Here is a 17,634-nt window from a genome sequence, read left to right as displayed (position 1 = left end):
TGGATAGAGAAAAGCCGCAGGCCACTGCGGCAGAGTCTGTAAGGCTAGCGTAAAAAGGCGGGCTGTTTCTGCTCGTAAGCGCCGATTTGCGCGTCGTGTTGCAGTGTTAGCCCAATATTATCCAGCCCGTTTAGCAGGCAGTGACGGCGAAAGCTGTCAATGGTGAAGCTGTACTGGTTTTGACCTGTGCTGATAAGTTGCTTTTCCAGATCAATCGTAAAACTGATCCCAGGTTCCGCCGCCACCATGCGAAAAAGCGCATCAATCTCTTCTTCACTTAAGGTTACCAGCAGCAGCTGATTATTAAACGAGTTATTGGCGAAGATGTCGGCAAAGCCGCTGCCGATAATCGCCTGAATGCCATAGTCAGTCAGCGCCCAGGGGGCATGCTCACGGGAGGAACCGCAACCAAAGTTTTCCCGGGTCAGCATAATGCTGGCACCGCGAAAAGCGGGTTGATTAAGCACAAAGGCCGGGTTGGGTACCTGACCTTGTGCATCGCTGTAGCGCCAGTCATAGAACAGGTTGCGCCCAAAACCAGTGCGGGTCACCATTTGCAGAAATTGCTTGGGGATAATGGCATCGGTATCGACGTTGGCAGAGTCCATCGGCACCACGATGCCGGTATGCCGGGTAAATTTCTTCGCCATGCTGGCTCCCTAATTTGTCCATGCGGATGGTTCACGGATATCGGCAAAGTGCCCGGCAATGGCGGCGGCGGCGGCCATTGCCGGACTGAGCAAATGGGTGCGTCCACCGCGGCCCTGACGGCCTTCAAAGTTACGATTGCTGGTAGAGGCACAGCGTTCGCCGGGGCTGAGACGGTCATTATTCATCGCAAGGCACATCGAACAGCCCGGCAGACGCCATTCGAAGCCGGCATCAAGGAAGATTTTATCCAGCCCTTCCGCCTCTGCCTGCGCTTTAACCGGGCCTGAACCCGGTACCACGTAGCCCTGAACACCGTCTGCAATTTTACGTCCTTTAATGATTGCTGCTGCTGCCCGCAGATCTTCAATACGTGAATTTGTACAGGAGCCAATAAACACTTTATCGATCCTGATTTCGGTCAACCTGCTGCCGGGTTTCAGGTCCATATAAGCCAGCGCTTTTTCGGCCGACGCGCGTTCTATCGGGTCGTTAAAGGAAGTCGGGTCGGGGATACATTGATCGACGGCAATGACCTGCCCCGGATTGGTTCCCCATGTTACCTGAGGGGCGATCTCTGCAGCGTTAAGGGTGATCACTTTGTCAAAAGGTGCGCCGCTGTCGGATTTCAGCGTGCGCCAGTATGCCACAGCCTGATCCCAGGCATCCCCTTTGGGGGCAAACTGACGGCCTTTGACATACTCGAAGGTGGTGTCGTCAGGCGCCACAAGACCCGCTTTTGCACCCAGTTCAATAGCCATGTTACATAGCGTCATCCGGCTTTCCATACTGAGCTGCTCAATCGCCTTACCACAAAACTCGACTACATGCCCATTACCGCCGCCGCTACCGGTTTTGCCAATGATGGCGAGAGCAATATCTTTGGCGGTAATGCCCGGGGCAATGCTACCAATAACCTCAACCTTCATGGTTTTGGCGCGGGACTGTTTCAGCGTCTGTGTTGCCAGCACATGCTCCACTTCAGACGTACCGATACCAAATGCCAGTGCACCCATGGCACCGTGGGTTGAGGTATGCGAGTCACCACAGACAATGGTCATGCCCGGCAGCGATAAACCCTGCTCAGGTCCGATCACATGGACAATGCCCTGATAAGCATGGTTAAGGTCGTACAAAGTGACACCAAACTCTTTACAGTTGTTGATCAGCAATGACATTTGAATGCGAGCCATTTCGCCACTGGCATTGATGTCACGGGTTTGCGTCGAGACATTGTGATCCATGGTGGCGAAGGTTTTCGATGGCTGGCGCACCGGGCGACCCTGCGCCCGCAGCCCATCAAACGCCTGTGCCGACGTGACTTCATGCACCAGATGGCGGTCAATGTACAGCAGCGGCGTTTCACCTGCCGCTTCATACACCAGGTGGGCATTAAACAGCTTTTCGTATAATGTTTTCATATTCAGGCTTCGCTGGTAAACCGGGCAATGATTGAACCCATTTCTTCTGTGCTGACTGCGCTGTTGCCACCTGCCAAATCGCCGGTGCGGTAACCTTCCGACAGTGCGCGACTGACCGCCTGTTCGATAGCGTCAGCAGCGGCGGCGGCGTCCAGGCTAAAGCGCAGTAATAACGACAGCGACAGGATCTGAGCAATGGGGTTGGCGATATTTTTACCAGCAATATCCGGCGCGGAGCCACCGGCAGGCTCAAACAGGCCAAAGCCCTGTTCGTTGAGGCTGGCAGAAGGCAGCATGCCCATTGAACCGGTGATCATCGCGCATTCATCAGACAGAATATCACCGAACAGGTTGGAGCACAGCATAACGTCGAACTGCGAAGGCGCTTTGATAAGCTGCATGGTGGCGTTATCGATATACATGTGGTGCAGCTCAACGTCCGGGTAGTCTGCGGCCACTTCATTCACGATTTCCCGCCACAGAATTGAGGATTGCAGAACGTTGGCTTTATCGATTGATGTGACTTTTTTGCGGCGTTTACGCGCGGATTCAAAGGCGATATGCGCGATACGCTCAATTTCAAAACGGTGATAAACCTCGGTATCGAATGCGCGCTCATGCTGTCCGCTGCCTTCACGGCCTTTTGGCTGACCAAAATAGATGCCGCCGGTCAGTTCTCTGACCACCAGAATATCAAAGCCCTGTGCAGCGATATCACTGCGCAGTGGGCAGAAATCTTCCAACCCTTGATGCAGGCTGGCCGGGCGCAGATTGCTGAACAGTTTAAAGTGTTTGCGCAATGGCAGCAAGGCACCACGCTCTGGCTGTTGGGTCGGTGGCAGGTGTTCCCATTTCGGACCACCGACTGAACCAAACAGAATGGCATCCGCCTGTTCGCATCCGGCAATGGTAACCTGAGGCAGAGGTTCACCGTGACAATCGATAGCGATGCCACCAACATCATATTCGCTGGTGGTGATGCGCATGGCAAAACGGTGACGCACGGCATCAAGGACCTTGCTGGCCTGCGCCATGACTTCGGGTCCGATGCCATCACCCGGTAACACGGCAATATGATAGGTTCTGGACATGGTTACACTATCTCCTTGTGGTCTTTCGTTTTTGATTTGCGTTGCAGTTCCTGCTCAACCTGGCGGGCGCGCCAGATGTTATTAAGCGCATTGATCATCGCTTTAGCTGAAGATTCAACTATATCCGTTGCCAGCCCGACGCCGTGGAATTTGCGACCGTTGTAATTCACCACGATGTTTACCTGGCCCAGCGCATCTTTGCCGTGGCCTTTTGCCGTGAGGTGGTATTTCACCAGTTCTGTATCAAAATCGGTAATGCGGTTGATCGCCTGATAGACGGCATCGACCGGACCATTGCCCGTTGCCGCTTCTGCTTTCACATCGTCACCACATCCCAGTTTGACCGAAGCGGTTGCCATTACGCTGGAACCAGACTGCACGCTGAAATAATCCAGACGGAAGTGTTCCGGGTCTTCGTTCTGTTTGTTGATAAAGGCCAGTGCTTCCAGATCGTAGTCAAATACCTGGCCTTTTTTATCCGCCAGTTTCAGGAACGCGTCATACAACGTATCCAGACTGTAATCATCTTCTTTATAGCCCATTTCATCCATACGGTGCTTCACCGCAGCACGGCCTGAGCGGGAGGTCAGATTCAGCTGCACCTGGTTCAGGCCGATGGATTCCGGGGTCATGATTTCATAATTCTCACGGTTCTTCAGTACGCCGTCCTGATGGATACCGGAAGAGTGAGCAAAGGCACCGGAACCCACCACGGCTTTGTTCGCCGGGATAGGCATGTTGCAAATCTGGCTGACCGTCTGGCTGGTACGGTAAATTTCCTGGTGATGGACTTGGGTATGGACACCCATCAACTGACTGCGTAGTTTGATCGCCATGATCACTTCTTCCAGCGCACAGTTTCCGGCACGTTCGCCCAGACCGTTGAGCGTACCTTCCACCTGACGTGCACCTGCCTGGACAGCGGCCAGCGCGTTGCCGACCGCCATGCCTAAATCATCGTGAGTATGCACAGAGAGGATGGCTTTATCGATATTGGGTACGCGGTGACGCAGTTGCGCAAAAATGTTGCTGTATTCGCCGGGCAGGGTGTATCCCACGGTGTCGGGTATATTGATAGTGGTGGCGCCAGCGTTGATGGCGGCTTCTACCACGCGGCACAGATCGTCAATTGGCGTGCGCCCGCCATCCTCACAGGAGAATTCCACATCGTCGGTATAGTTGCGTGCACGTTTTATCATTTTTGTCGCACGTTCAATCACTTCCGGTAAGGCGCTTCTTAATTTAGTGGCGATATGCATTGGCGAGGTGGCCAGAAACGTATGAATACGATAGGCCTCTGCCACCTTCAGGGATTCAAAGGCGGCATCAATATCTTTTTCAACACAGCGCGCCAGCGCGCAAACGCGGCTGTTTTTAATCTGACGGGCAATAGTTTGTACCGATTCGAAGTCCCCCGGTGACGAAACGGGGAAACCGACTTCCATGACATCTACGCCCATACGCTCCAGCGCCAGCGCGATTTGCAACTTCTCTTTGACACTCAGGCTTGCCTGTAACGCCTGTTCGCCGTCACGCAGAGTGGTATCGAAAATAATTACTTGTTGGCTCATTAAGTATTCCTTGTCGTGTTTGCTTCGCCGTATTTACGGGCATAAAAAACCCGCGCATTTGCGCGGGTTTTTTGTTTTGCAAGTCTGAATCAGTGATTCATTCCGCCCAAAAGCTTACCGCGCAAGAAAGATGCGTTAGTAGTAGATCTGTAAGGCAGGTGGTACGAATCATTGAATCAGACCTTAAAAATTTAGTGTCCGGTATTGATACTTGAAAGCGTGGACAGATGTCAACTTTCGCTATGGGGATATAATGTTACCGTTAAGAAAAATAATGCTGATGTGGGCGCTGCTAACAGAAGAATGCGTGCTGTTAAACAAAACAGCGCGCAATGAAGAGTATAAACCCGCATTTTTATTATCTGGTTTTGACTGGGAATTGCTAATAATCAATATGTTAATCTGATTTCGTTATCAGGGTTAAGCTGTTGGGATGTTCTGGTATCTGGCGAATTGTTTTATGTGTATGTATTTATGCAGGATATAAATCTGAAAGACAGGCGATATTCACATTGCTGCACTCTTATTATGCTCGACCCGGTTTTGATAACAAAACGATCGCACTGAATTAGCGGGGTCAGACAGTATAAAGCGCTTTTCTTTCGCCGGGAGGTAAGTGTAATTATCGATAAGTCCCCCGTCAGGGCAGTGCCTTGCTATCCTCAGATTGAACGACGCGCCCGGGATGGCGTTTGCCTGCCGGGTTTTCTGCGGTTATGGTACTCGTCATAAAATCAAAATATCGGGGCATATTCCCCCCCCGAGTTTTGGAAAGCATTCCTTGTTAAAATAAAATACGGGTTTTGACCTCATCCTGGCGTCCGTCCTGTTTTCTGAGTAGCAGGGTGTATCTGTCATATAATTCAGTACCTTAAAGTTAAAGCCTGGAGGCAAAAAATGGAGATGTTGTCAGGAGCTGAGATGGTTGTTCGATCGTTGATCGACCAGGGGGTCAAACATGTATTCGGCTACCCCGGCGGTGCCGTGCTCGATATCTATGACGCTTTGCAGACTGTTGGTGGAATTGACCACGTGCTGGTTCGTCATGAGCAGGGTGCAGTGCATATGGCGGACGGCTATTCTCGTTCAACCGGTGAAGTGGGCGTTGTGCTGGTGACTTCAGGGCCTGGTGCTACCAATGCCATTACCGGTATTGCGACGGCTTATATGGATTCCATTCCCATGGTGGTGCTCTCCGGGCAGGTGCCTTCCACGCTCATTGGCTATGACGCATTTCAGGAATGTGACATGGTCGGGATTTCCCGGCCCGTGGTAAAGCACAGCTTTCTGGTGAGGAAAGCGGAAGATGTGCCTGCTGTGATGAAAAAAGCCTTCTGGCTGGCCTCCAGCGGTCGTCCAGGTCCGGTGGTGATCGACCTGCCAAAAGATGTAATGAATCCGACCAACAAGTTCCCTTATATCTGGCCTGAATCGGTCAGCATGCGTTCTTATAACCCAACGACCCGGGGCCATAAAGGGCAGGTTAAACGTGCGCTGCAGACGCTTCTCGCGGCGAAAAAACCGGTAATCTATACGGGAGGTGGGGTGATCAATGCTTCCTGCCATGAAGAACTGCGCCAGATTGCTGAACAGCTGAACCTGCCGGTCACCTGCTCCCTGATGGGGCTGGGTGCTTTTCCGGGATCGCACCGGCAAAGCGTCGGGATGTTAGGGATGCATGGCACGTTTGAAGCCAATATGACCATGCACAACGCCGATGTGATCTTTGCGATTGGTGTGCGCTTTGATGATCGCACAACGAATAATCTTGCAAAATATTGTCCGAATGCCACGGTGTTGCATATTGATATTGACCCGACGTCAATTTCCAAAACGGTATCGGCAGATGTTCCTATTGTCGGAGATGCAAAACAGGTTCTGACTCAGATGCTGGAGCTGTTGGCACAGAGGGAAAAGGAGCAGGATTTCGACAGCCTGCGCGACTGGTGGCAGAGCATTGAACAGTGGCGCGCGCGCGATTGCCTCGCCTATGACAAGAATAGTGAAAAGATTAAGCCGCAGGCAGTGATTGAAAATATCTGCCGTCTGACAAAAGGCGAGGCTTTTGTTACCTCCGATGTCGGCCAGCACCAGATGTTCGCCGCACTTTATTACCAGTTTGACAAGCCGCGTCGCTGGATAAACTCGGGTGGACTCGGCACCATGGGTTTCGGACTGCCTGCAGCACTCGGTGTAAAGCTGGCCCTGCCGGAAGAAACGGTTATTTGTGTGACGGGTGACGGCAGTATTCAGATGAATATTCAGGAGCTTTCCACGGCGTTGCAATACGATCTGCCCGTATTGGTATTAAGCCTCAACAACCGTTTCCTCGGCATGGTCAAGCAGTGGCAGGATATGATCTATTCAGGGCGTCATTCACAGTCGTACATGGAGTCATTGCCGGATTTTGTCCGTCTGGCACAAGCCTATGGACATGTTGGCATTGGTATTAACCATCCGCATGAGCTGGAGCCGAAGCTGACAGAGGCGCTGGCAGCACTGGCCAAAGGGCACCTGGTCTTTGTTGATGTCAATGTGGATAGTTCCGAACATGTATACCCGATGCAGATTCGTGGCGGTGGGATGGACGAGATGTGGTTGAGCAAAACGGAGAGGACTTAATGATGCGTCGTGTTTTATCTGTGCTGCTGGAAAACGAATCCGGCGCATTATCACGTGTAGTCGGTCTGTTTTCTCAGCGTGGCTATAATATTGAAAGCCTGACGGTGGCACCGACAGACGATCCCACTCTTTCGCGGATGACCATTCAGACCGTCGGTGACGAAAAAGTCCTGGAGCAGATTGAAAAACAACTGCACAAACTGGTTGATGTGCTTCGTGTCAGCGAACTGGGCTTGGGGGCTTTTGTTGAGCGTGAAGTTATGCTGGTGAAGGTGCAGGCAACAGGATATGGCCGGGAAGAAGTAAAGCGCAGCGCGGAAATTTTCCGTGGACAGATTGTGGATGTTACGCCATCGCTTTACACGGTTCAGCTGGCTGGAACCAGTGACAAACTGGATGCTTTTCTCAGCACCGTGCGCGAAGTGGCGGAAATCGTTGAAGTTGCCCGTTCCGGCATTGTGGGCGTTTCCAGAGGAGATCGCATAATGCGATAATTCAGATGGGTGATTATCATCATCTTTCGCTAACCCGACGTAATGTCGGGTTTTTTATCCCTGCATGAACACCACCCCCTGTGGAGGTGGTCAGCAATAAGTTGGCTCTGCCAGTCATGCTACTCATGGGAAAATCCGAATCTGTTATCCCCATAACTGCCAGGGATTTAACCATGAGCAGATTCCAGAAAGCATCTCATGTGCTCTGGTGTTGTCAATATCATATCGTATGGACACCCAGGTACCGGTTTCGCATCCTCAGGAACAATGTTGGTAAAGAGGTCTGTAAGCCGATAAGGATCTCAGGTGAGCAGCCCGGGATAGAAGTAGTGGAGCTGAATGTCCAGACAGACCATGTCCCTTTGCGGGTAAAAGTGCCTCCACGGCTTTCGATTTCCCATGTAACAGGCGACTTAAAGGGTAAAACAGCCCTTCGATTGTTCAATAAATTTCCCTGCCTGCGTAAGAACAAGCAGTGGGGGAATGATTTTTGGGCAAGAGGTTATTGTGTCGATACCGTAGGTATAAACGAAGAAATGATAATAAAGTACGTGAAGTATCAGGAAAAACATGAAGTTGAATAGAGCCAGCCTCCACTGAAAGAAGTGTGAAGGGAAGGCTCTCTGAGTCTGGACTTAGTGCGCCCCTGTGGGGCGAAATCAATGGCACCTGCTATGCAGGTGGTTTTTTACTTTTGTCGGCAAACGCCCAGGCATAAACAAAAGCAGTTGCTCGCTTATCTAATCTACGGTTAGATGTGACAAATGAGTTATCCATAGCCATGACGTGGCTATTTTTCGCACTCTCTTCGGTGCTAGCGTGGGGTTATTGTGAAACTGGATGAAATTGCACGCCTTGCCGGTGTATCGCGCACGACCGCCAGCTACGTTATCAATGGCAAAGCAAAGCAGTATCGTGTCAGCGACAAAACCGTCGAAAAGGTGATGGCCGTGGTGCGTGAGTACAACTACTATCCGAACGCGGTTGCGGCGGGATTGCGTGCAGGACGGACGCGCTCCATCGGACTGGTTATTCCTGATTTGGAAAACACCAGTTACACCCGAATTGCAAATTACCTTGAGCGCCAGGCTCGTCAGCGTGGCTATCAGCTGCTGATTGCCTGCTCAGAAGATCAGCCCGATAACGAAATGCGTTGTATTGAGCACCTGCTACAACGTCAGGTTGATGCCATTATTGTGTCGACATCCCTGCCACCCGAGCATCCTTTTTATCAGCGGTGGAAAAGCGATCCGCTGCCGATTATTGCGCTGGACCGTGCGCTGGACCGTGAACATTTTACCAGTGTGGTGGGGTCAGATCAGGATGATGCAGAAATGCTGGCTGCTGAACTCCGTAAGCAGGACGTTGAAACCGTCCTTTTTCTGGGCGCACTGCCCGAGCTGTCTGTCAGTTTCCTGCGTGAAATGGGGTTTCGCCTGGCGTGGAAAGAGGACAAGCGAAACATCGAATTTATCTATGCAAACAGTTTTGAGCGTAGTGCCGCCGCGGCACGGTTTGAAAGCTGGCTGGAAAATAACCCAATGCCGGATGCGTTGTTTACCACCTCTTTTGGATTATTACAGGGGGTAATGGACGTGGCCTTGCGGCGTGAAGGGCGTTTACCAACTGACCTTGCCATCGCCACGTTTGGCGATCATGAGCTGTTAGATTTCCTTGAATGTCCGGTTCTGGCCGTCGGACAACGCCACCGTGATGTCGCCGAGCGGGTGCTGGAGCTGGTATTGGCCAGTCTGGATGAGCCGCGTAAACCCAAACCGGGTTTAACGCGTATTCGTCGTAATCTTTATCGTCGCGGTCGATTAAGTCGTTATGATAGTTAATCTCTTTGTTGAAAGGCAGATAACCGTTCTGCTTTTTTGCTTTTTGTATTTCACGAATATATCTCCGTTAAACCGATCATTTTAAATTGTTAATATTGTTTTTCGTAATGCGTAAATAAAAGTAAATATTAGTGTCATTCCACCCGCGCCATCTGAATTATTCGCTTTGACCGATATGACGCATCGTCACCTTACGCTGCAGCAGAGACATCAAGCCCCGTGCGGTATGGTATTAAGAAATACCTTAAAATGCCCGGTGCAACGTAAATTTGCCTTAAAATCTTTTTGGCAAGTTACTGGTATATTTTTAAACAATGATGAGTTTCCAGAGAAAATTCTGGTGCTATTCATTAGCTTATTTTTAAATATTTGACTAAATCGTATTTTTTAAGCTTTTCCTGCGGTTTTTATCTTAAAGAAATAATCCTGTTCAACGCCTGCTGTAGCTTGACAATCTTTTCCTGCGCTCCGTACACTCCGTTGGTGGGAATTTGTGGTGGAAAGTGGTGAAACAGGGGGCAGAGGGGTGAGACTGGCATGTTCCGTGGAGCAACGTTAGTCAATCTCGACAGCAAAGGTCGGCTTGCTGTGCCTACGCGCTATCGCGAAACGCTGATCGGGGAATCACAGGGGCAAATGGTTTGTACCATTGACCTTCACCAACCATGTCTGCTGCTTTACACACTGCCTGAATGGGAAATTATCGAGCGTAAACTGGCTCGCTTATCCAGCATGAATCCCGCAGAGCGCCGCGTGCAGCGTCTGTTATTGGGGCATGCCAGCGAGTGTCAGATGGATAACGCAGGTCGATTGCTGGTGGCAAATACACTTCGCCAGCATGCCAGCCTGACCAAAGAAGTGATGCTGGTTGGACAGTTCAATAAATTTGAACTGTGGGATGAACAGACCTGGTATCAACAAGTCAGGGAGGATATTAACGCGGAGCAGTCGACTCAGGAACCACTCACTGAGCGCTTGCAGGACTTGTCGCTATAGCTATGCAGGAAAATTTCAAACATACCACCGTGCTGTTGGATGAGGCGGTTAATGCGCTCAACATCAAGCCAGACGGTATCTATATCGATGGCACCTTTGGACGAGGTGGCCATTCGCGTTTAATCCTGGCAAAGCTGGGACAGCAGGGGCGGCTGTTTGCTATTGATCGTGACCCACAAGCAATTGCGGCGGCCGCTGAAATTACCGATCCACGCTTTAACATTATTTATGGCCCCTTCTCTGCGCTGGCTGACTATGTCGAAGCACGCGAACTGACCGGAAAAATTGATGGCATTCTGCTGGATCTGGGTGTTTCCTCCCCGCAGCTGGATGACGCAGGACGCGGTTTTTCATTTATGCGTGACGGACCTTTGGATATGCGCATGGATCCTGGCAGAGGTCTGTCGGCGGCAGAATGGCTGCTGCAGGCAGAAGAGAATGATATTGCGTTTGTGCTTAAAACCTTTGGCGAGGAGCGTTTTGCCAAACGTATTGCTCGCGCCATTGTGCAGCGTAATCGCGAACAGCCTATGACGCGCACAAAGGAGCTGGCGGAGGTGATTTACCACGCCACGCCGATAAAGGACAAATTCAAGCATCCGGCCACCCGCAGCTTCCAGGCGATTCGTATCTGGATTAACAGCGAACTGGAAGAGATAGAGCAGGCTCTGAAAGGCTCGTTGAGTGCACTGGCACCGTCAGGTCGCTTATCTGTCATCAGCTTTCATTCGCTTGAGGATCGTATTGTTAAGCGTTTTATGCGCGAACAAAGTCGTGGTCCACAGGTGCCCGCCGGGCTGCCGGTGACGGAGGCACAACTAAGTCACCTTGGTAGCCGTCATCTTAAGACACTTGGCAAGATGATGCCGGGTGACGTTGAGGTGTCAGACAACCCAAGAGCACGCAGCTCGGTTTTACGCATAGCGGAGAGAACGGCCTCATGATTGGCAACGAGCGCCACAGTCTGCCCGGTGTTATCGCCAGCGATATTTTACGCCATGGCAAAATTCCGGTGATTCTTATAACCGCGGTGTTGGTTTCGGCCGTGCTGGTCGTTACTACCGCCCATAAAACCCGTTTGTTGACGGCGCAACGTGAACAGCTGCTACTGGAGCGTGATGCGCTGGATATTGAATGGCGTAATCTGATTCTGGAAGAGAATGCGCTTGGTGATCACAGCCGTGTGGAAAGAATGGCGACAGAAAAACTGCAAATGCAGCATGTTGATCCTTCTCAGGAAAATATAGTGGTACAGCCATAAGAGCCTGAATGAAAAAAGTTACCGTGAGGTTAAAACGTCCGGCAGATCAGGCCAGCTTTGTCAGCTGGCGTTTTGCGTTGCTTTGCGGTTGCATTTTTCTGGGACTCATTGGATTACTGGTGCGCGTTGCCTGGTTACAGGTAATCAGTCCGGGCAGGCTGGTTCGTGAAGGCGACTTGCGTTCACTGCGAGTGCAGGCGGTGCCAACAGCGCGAGGAATGATTACTGACCGTGCGGGGCGCCCCCTGGCAGTGAGTGTGCCGGTGAATGCCGTCTGGGCCGATCCCAAAGAGCTGCATGACAAAGGCGGGGTCACTCTGGACAGCCGCTGGCAGGCTCTTTCCGATGCGTTATCCATTCCGCTCGATCAGCTTGCGGCACGCGTGAATGCTAATCCCAAAGGCCGCTTTGTTTATCTGGCCCGTCAGGTTAATCCCGCCATTGGCGACTATGTCAAAAAACTCAAGCTTCCGGGAATTAATCTGCGTGAAGAATCTCGTCGCTACTATCCTGCTGGTCAGGTCACTTCCCATCTGATTGGCTTTACCAATATTGACGGACAGGGAATTGAGGGCGTTGAGAAAAGCTTCGATAAATGGCTGACCGGGCAACCCGGTGAGCGAACCGTAAGACGGGACCGCAATGGCCGGGTGATTGAGGATATCTCCTCTGTTGACAGCCGCGCAGCCCATAATCTTGCACTAAGTATCGATGAACGATTGCAGGCACTGGTTTATCGTGAGCTAAACAATGCCGTCGCATTCAACAAAGCCGAATCAGGGACTGCGGTGCTGGTTGATGTCAATACGGGCGAAGTGCTGGCCATGGCGAACAGTCCTGCTTACAACCCAAATAACCTCTCCAGCACGACGAAAGATGTGATGCGTAACCGCGCTATCACGGACATCTTTGAACCCGGTTCAACGGTTAAGCCAATGGTGGTGATGGCCGCACTGGAACGTGGCGTGGTGAAAGAAAACAGCGTGCTGAACACGGTCCCTTATCGGGTCAACGGTCACGAAATTAAAGACGTAGCCCGTTACAATGAATTAACGCTCACCGGAGTTTTGCAAAAATCGAGTAACGTCGGCGTGTCAAGACTGGCGTTAGCGATGCCATCCTCAGCGCTGGTGGATACCTACACACGCTTTGGATTGGGTAAGGCGACCAATTTGGGTCTGGTCGGAGAAAGCAGTGGCTTATATCCTCAAAAACAACGGTGGTCTGACATAGAGAGGGCCACCTTCTCTTTCGGCTATGGGCTAATGGTAACACCGTTACAATTAGCGCGAGTCTACGCAACAATCGGTAGCTATGGTGTCTATCGCCCGTTGTCGATAACCAAAGTTGACCCGCCAGTGGCGGGTCAACGCGTTTTTCCTGAAGACCTTGTACGTACCGTGATGCACATGATGGAGAGCGTTGCACTGCCCGGCGGCGGCGGCGTGAAAGCAGCCATTAAGGGATACCGCATAGCGATAAAAACCGGAACGGCCAAAAAAGTTGGGCCGGACGGTAAATACGTTAATAAATATATCGCTTACACCGCTGGCGTTGCGCCAGTAAGTCGTCCGCGTTTTGCGCTGGTGGTAGTTATTAACGATCCGCAGGCCGGTAAGTATTACGGAGGGGCCGTTTCGGCCCCGGTATTCGGCGCCATTATGGGCGGCGTATTACGCACGATGAACATTGAACCTGATGCGCTACCGTTAACCGTGTCTCAGGATGAAAGCAGTGAGATGGCACAAAACAGAAGTGAGGCATCCAGTGACAGATCGTAACCTGCGCAATTTACTGGCTCCGTGGGTGGCTGACACACCTGAGAGAATGCTGCGCGAGATGATATTGGACAGCCGTCTGGCCGCATCCGGCGACCTGTTTGTGGCGGTAAACGGCCATGCTGTGGATGGACGACGCTTTATTCCACAGGCGATTGCACAGGGAGTGGCGGCGGTGATTGCCGAGGCGGAAGGTGAGGCGCAGGATGGTCATATTGCGGAAGTGCATGGCGTACCGATCATTTATCTTGCCCAGCTTTCCCAGCGTCTTTCCGCTCTTGCCGGGCGTTTTTATCAGCAGCCTGCCGAAAAATTACGTCTGATTGGGGTGACGGGCACTAACGGCAAGACCACCACTACACAGCTGTTAGCACAATGGGTGCAGTTGCTGGGTGAAACGGGGGCGGCAATGGGAACCGTGGGCAATGGCATTTACGGTCATCTGACACCTGCAGAAAATACCACGGGTTCAGCGGTCGATGTTCAGCATATCTTAAGCACGCTGGTTGAACAGGGTGCCACGCTTGCGGCAATGGAAGTGTCTTCTCACGGGCTGGTACAGCATCGCGTGGCGGCGCTGCCGTTTGCCGCAGCGGCTTTTACCAATCTCAGCCGCGATCACCTTGATTACCACGGCGATATGACGCGTTATGAAGCTGCCAAATGGTTGCTGTTTTCTGAGCATCAGGTCGGCCAGGCGATCGTCAACGCTGATGATGAAACCGGTTATCGCTGGCTGGCAAAGCTCCCGGACGCGGTCGCGGTTACCATGGAGAATAACCTTCGGCCCGGCTGTCATAGCCGCTGGCTGAAAGCGACCCATGTGAATTATCACGATAATGGTGCAACAGTTGATTTTGATTCCAGCTGGGGCAAGGGAAACATTGAGAGCCGCTTAATGGGCGCATTTAACGTCAGCAATTTGTTGATTGCTCTTGGCACCTTATTAGCGCTTGGTTACCCGCTGGCGTCTCTGGTTGCCACCGGTCAGCAGCTACAGCCAGTGACGGGCCGTATGGAGGTCTTTGCTGCGTCGGGTAAACCTACCGTGGTTGTCGATTATGCGCATACGCCGGACGCGCTGGAAAAAGCGCTTGCCGCTGCACGTTTGCACTGCACGGGAAAACTGTGGTGTGTGTTTGGCTGCGGGGGCGACCGCGATAAAGGCAAGCGCCCACTGATGGGTGCGGTGGCTGAACAGTTCTCTGACGTGGTGGTGATTACCGATGACAATCCCCGCAGTGAGGATCCTGCGGCCATTGTGGCCGATGTGTTGACCGGGCTGCTTGATGCAGGACTCACCCGTGTGATTCCCGGACGTGCGCAAGCGGTCACTCACGCAGTGATGCAGGCGAAGGAAGGTGACATTGTGCTGGTTGCTGGTAAAGGACATGAAGATTATCAGATCATTGGTAATCGCCGACTGGATTACTCTGATCGACTCACCGTCGCGGGCTTGCTGGGGGTCGTGGCATGATTGCTCTCTCAATGAAAATGCTGGCTGAACTGACCAGCGGACAACTGTTTGGTGGTGATATCACTGTTGCGGAGGTCACAACGGATACCCGCAAAATCAGTGCAGGTTGCCTGTTTATTGCCCTGAAAGGTGAGCGTTTTGATGCCCATGATTTTGTGGCGGATGCCTTTGCATCCGGTGCGACAGCGTTGTTAGTCAGCAAACACTTACCTGTTGCCGTTCCGCAGGTGGTCGTGGCTGATACTCATCGTGCGTTGGGTCAGCTGGCTGGCTGGGTGCGCCAGCAATCAACAGCTCGCGTCGTGGCGCTGACCGGTTCATCCGGCAAAACCTCAGTGAAAGAGATGGCTGCCGCTATCTTACGTGAATGCGGTGAAACGCTTTATACCGCCGGTAACCTCAATAATGACATCGGTGTGCCTCTTACCCTGCTACGCCTGACGGCAGCACATCATTATGCGGTCATTGAGCTGGGTGCCAATCACCAGGGCGAAATTGCCTATACTACCGGACTGACGCGTCCTGAAGCCGCGCTGGTCAATAACCTGGCGGCAGCGCATCTTGAAGGTTTTGGCTCGCTGGCAGGTGTGGCAAAAGCCAAAGGCGAGATTTTTGACGGTTTGCCTGTTAACGGAACGGCGATCCTGAACGCGCAGAGCAACGACTGGCCACACTGGCAGACGAAGTTGGCAGACAAAAAAGTATGGCATTTTTCAGCACAGGCGCAGTCTGGCTGTGATTTTAGTACCAGCGATATCGCGGTGAGCAGCACCGGGACGCAGTTCGTTATGCACACCCCGAAAGGCCATATTCCGGTATATCTACCGCTTCCCGGTTGTCACAATGTGGCTAATGCGCTGGCGGCGGCGGCGTTAGCGATTTCTGTCGGTGCGCCACTCAGCGCTATCCAGCAAGGATTATCTAGGCTCAATCCCGTGCCCGGACGTCTCTTTCCTGTTGAACTCTCGCCAGGCAAGCTGCTGCTGGACGACAGCTATAACGCCAATGTTGGTTCAATGATGGCAGCGGTGCAGGTTCTGGCTGATATGCCAGGTTACAAGGTGATGGTGGTGGGCGATATGGCTGAACTGGGTGATGAGGCTGAAATCTGTCACCGCCAGGTCGGCGACGCTGCACGGTTGGCAGGCGTTGATAAGGTTCTTAGCGTTGGCACCCTGAGCCGGTTGATTGGCGAAGCCAGCGGTGTGGGCGAGCATTTCAGTGATAAACCTGCAATAACAGCTCGCCTCAGGACATTACTGAGTCGGCACGCCACCATCACTTTATTAGTCAAAGGTTCACGTAGTGCCGCCATGGAGCAGGTAGTACAGAGCTTACAGGAGAAACAAACATGTTAGTCTGGCTGGCCGAACAACTGGTCGTTTTATATTCGGGCTTTAACGTCTTTTCATATCTGACGTTCAGGGCCATCGTCAGCCTGCTGACTGCACTATTTATCTCGCTATGGATGGGACCGCGCATGATCGCCCGCCTGCAGGAGATGTCTTTTGGCCAGGTGGTGCGCAACGACGGCCCGGAATCACATTTCAGTAAGCGTGGCACGCCAACGATGGGTGGGGTAATGATCCTGTTTTCCATTACTGTTTCCGTTCTGATGTGGGCGTATCCTTCCAATCCTTATGTCTGGTGCGTGCTCTGTGTGCTGACAGGCTTTGGCATCATTGGCTTTATTGATGATTACCGTAAGGTGGTGCGCAAAGATACCAAGGGGTTGATTGCTCGCTGGAAGTATTTCTGGATGTCGGTTATCTCGCTGGGCGTCGCATTTGCGCTCTATATTGCCGGTAAGGATACGTCTGCCACACAGCTGGTGGTGCCATTCTTTAAAGACATCATGCCGCAACTGGGCCTGTTTTACGTGGTGCTGGCTTATTTCGTGATTGTTGGCACTGGCAATGCGGTGAATCTGACCGATGGTCTGGATGGTCTGGCTATCATGCCGACCGTTTTCGTGGCGGCGGGCTTTGCATTGGTGGCCTGGGTCACGGGGAACGTTAAATTTGCTGAATACCTGCATATTCCTTATCTGCGCCACGCTGGCGAACTGGTGATTGTCTGCGCGGCAATCGTCGGTGCAGGGCTGGGTTTTCTGTGGTTTAACACTTATCCGGCACAGGTTTTTATGGGCGATGTAGGGTCGCTGGCGTTAGGTGGGGCGCTGGGTACCATAGCAGTCCTGCTGCGTCAGGAATTCCTGCTGATCATTATGGGTGGCGTGTTTGTAGTGGAAACCCTGTCAGTCGTCTTGCAGGTTGGATCGTTCAAGCTGCGCGGGCAACGTATTTTCCGAATGGCACCTATTCATCATCACTACGAACTCAAAGGCTGGCCTGAACCCCGCGTGATTGTACGTTTCTGGATTATTTCACTGATGCTGGTGCTGATTGCCCTGGCAACGCTGAAGGTACGTTAA

The 17,634-nt window shown here is 52.1% G+C and carries 15 protein-coding genes; 11 read left to right on the top strand and 4 right to left on the bottom strand.

Annotated elements, in window-relative coordinates; genetic code table 11:
* Window positions 1-44: 44 nt before the first annotated feature.
* From leuD to leuA, 4 genes are read right to left on the bottom strand one after another with little or no spacing between them, the layout of a single operon-like run.
* Window positions 45-650 (bottom strand): 3-isopropylmalate dehydratase small subunit, encoded by a 606-nt coding sequence (gene leuD, locus LU633_RS21035; protein WP_016190949.1) that lies wholly within the window; start codon window positions 648-650, stop codon window positions 45-47.
* A 9-nt stretch (window positions 651-659) separates the two neighbouring features.
* Complete coding sequence (leuC, locus tag LU633_RS21030; RefSeq protein WP_016190950.1) at window positions 660-2,069, bottom strand: 3-isopropylmalate dehydratase large subunit; 1,410 nt, start codon at window positions 2,067-2,069, stop codon at window positions 660-662.
* Between the two features lie 2 nt (window positions 2,070-2,071).
* The gene (leuB, locus tag LU633_RS21025; protein ID WP_016190951.1) at window positions 2,072-3,160 is read right to left on the bottom strand and encodes a 3-isopropylmalate dehydrogenase; all 1,089 of its coding nucleotides are present in this window, start codon (window positions 3,158-3,160) and stop codon (window positions 2,072-2,074) included.
* A gap of 2 nt (window positions 3,161-3,162) precedes the next feature.
* A complete protein-coding gene (leuA, locus tag LU633_RS21020; protein ID WP_016190952.1) occupies window positions 3,163-4,731 on the bottom strand; it encodes a 2-isopropylmalate synthase in 1,569 nt (522 codons plus the stop codon).
* Between the two features lie 897 nt (window positions 4,732-5,628).
* Here leuA and ilvI point away from each other — a divergent pair.
* From ilvI to mraY, 11 genes are all read left to right on the top strand, one after another.
* The gene (gene ilvI / locus LU633_RS21015) at window positions 5,629-7,353 is read left to right on the top strand and encodes an acetolactate synthase 3 large subunit (protein ID WP_016190953.1); all 1,725 of its coding nucleotides are present in this window, start codon (window positions 5,629-5,631) and stop codon (window positions 7,351-7,353) included.
* A gap of 2 nt (window positions 7,354-7,355) precedes the next feature.
* Entirely contained in the window at window positions 7,356-7,847 is a 492-nt protein-coding gene (ilvN, locus tag LU633_RS21010; protein ID WP_016190954.1) for an acetolactate synthase small subunit, read from the top strand.
* Between the two features lie 173 nt (window positions 7,848-8,020).
* Window positions 8,021-8,431 (top strand): IS200/IS605 family transposase, encoded by a 411-nt coding sequence (tnpA, locus tag LU633_RS21005; RefSeq protein ID WP_046372068.1) that lies wholly within the window; start codon window positions 8,021-8,023, stop codon window positions 8,429-8,431.
* Window positions 8,432-8,677: 246 nt separating this feature from the next.
* On the top strand, window positions 8,678-9,688 hold the full coding sequence (gene cra / locus LU633_RS21000; RefSeq protein ID WP_016190955.1) for a catabolite repressor/activator: 1,011 nt from the start codon (window positions 8,678-8,680) through the stop codon (window positions 9,686-9,688).
* 537 nt (window positions 9,689-10,225) lie between these two features.
* The gene (gene mraZ / locus LU633_RS20995) at window positions 10,226-10,684 is read left to right on the top strand and encodes a division/cell wall cluster transcriptional repressor MraZ (protein ID WP_016190956.1); all 459 of its coding nucleotides are present in this window, start codon (window positions 10,226-10,228) and stop codon (window positions 10,682-10,684) included.
* Between the two features lie 2 nt (window positions 10,685-10,686).
* Window positions 10,687-11,628, top strand: coding sequence for a 16S rRNA (cytosine(1402)-N(4))-methyltransferase RsmH (gene rsmH / locus LU633_RS20990; RefSeq protein WP_016190957.1), 942 nt, complete (start codon window positions 10,687-10,689; stop codon window positions 11,626-11,628).
* A complete protein-coding gene (gene ftsL / locus LU633_RS20985; RefSeq protein WP_016190958.1) occupies window positions 11,625-11,945 on the top strand; it encodes a cell division protein FtsL in 321 nt (106 codons plus the stop codon). The genes rsmH and ftsL overlap by 4 nt, the downstream gene beginning before the upstream one ends.
* An 8-nt stretch (window positions 11,946-11,953) precedes the next feature.
* Window positions 11,954-13,726, top strand: coding sequence for a peptidoglycan glycosyltransferase FtsI (locus tag LU633_RS20980; RefSeq protein WP_016190959.1), 1,773 nt, complete (start codon window positions 11,954-11,956; stop codon window positions 13,724-13,726).
* On the top strand, window positions 13,713-15,200 hold the full coding sequence (murE, locus tag LU633_RS20975) for a UDP-N-acetylmuramoyl-L-alanyl-D-glutamate--2,6-diaminopimelate ligase (protein ID WP_016190960.1): 1,488 nt from the start codon (window positions 13,713-13,715) through the stop codon (window positions 15,198-15,200). The genes LU633_RS20980 and murE overlap by 14 nt, the downstream gene beginning before the upstream one ends.
* The gene (gene murF, locus LU633_RS20970) at window positions 15,197-16,558 is read left to right on the top strand and encodes a UDP-N-acetylmuramoyl-tripeptide--D-alanyl-D-alanine ligase (protein WP_016190961.1); all 1,362 of its coding nucleotides are present in this window, start codon (window positions 15,197-15,199) and stop codon (window positions 16,556-16,558) included. Before murE ends, murF begins: the two co-directional genes overlap by 4 nt.
* Window positions 16,552-17,634, top strand: a complete 1,083-nt coding sequence (gene mraY / locus LU633_RS20965; RefSeq protein ID WP_016190962.1) for a phospho-N-acetylmuramoyl-pentapeptide-transferase — start codon at window positions 16,552-16,554, stop codon at window positions 17,632-17,634. Before murF ends, mraY begins: the two co-directional genes overlap by 7 nt.

This window comes from Erwinia tracheiphila (assembly GCF_021365465.1).
GTDB classification, from domain to species: domain Bacteria; phylum Pseudomonadota; class Gammaproteobacteria; order Enterobacterales; family Enterobacteriaceae; genus Erwinia; species Erwinia tracheiphila.
This window is presented reverse-complemented; position numbering and strand designations above follow the sequence as displayed.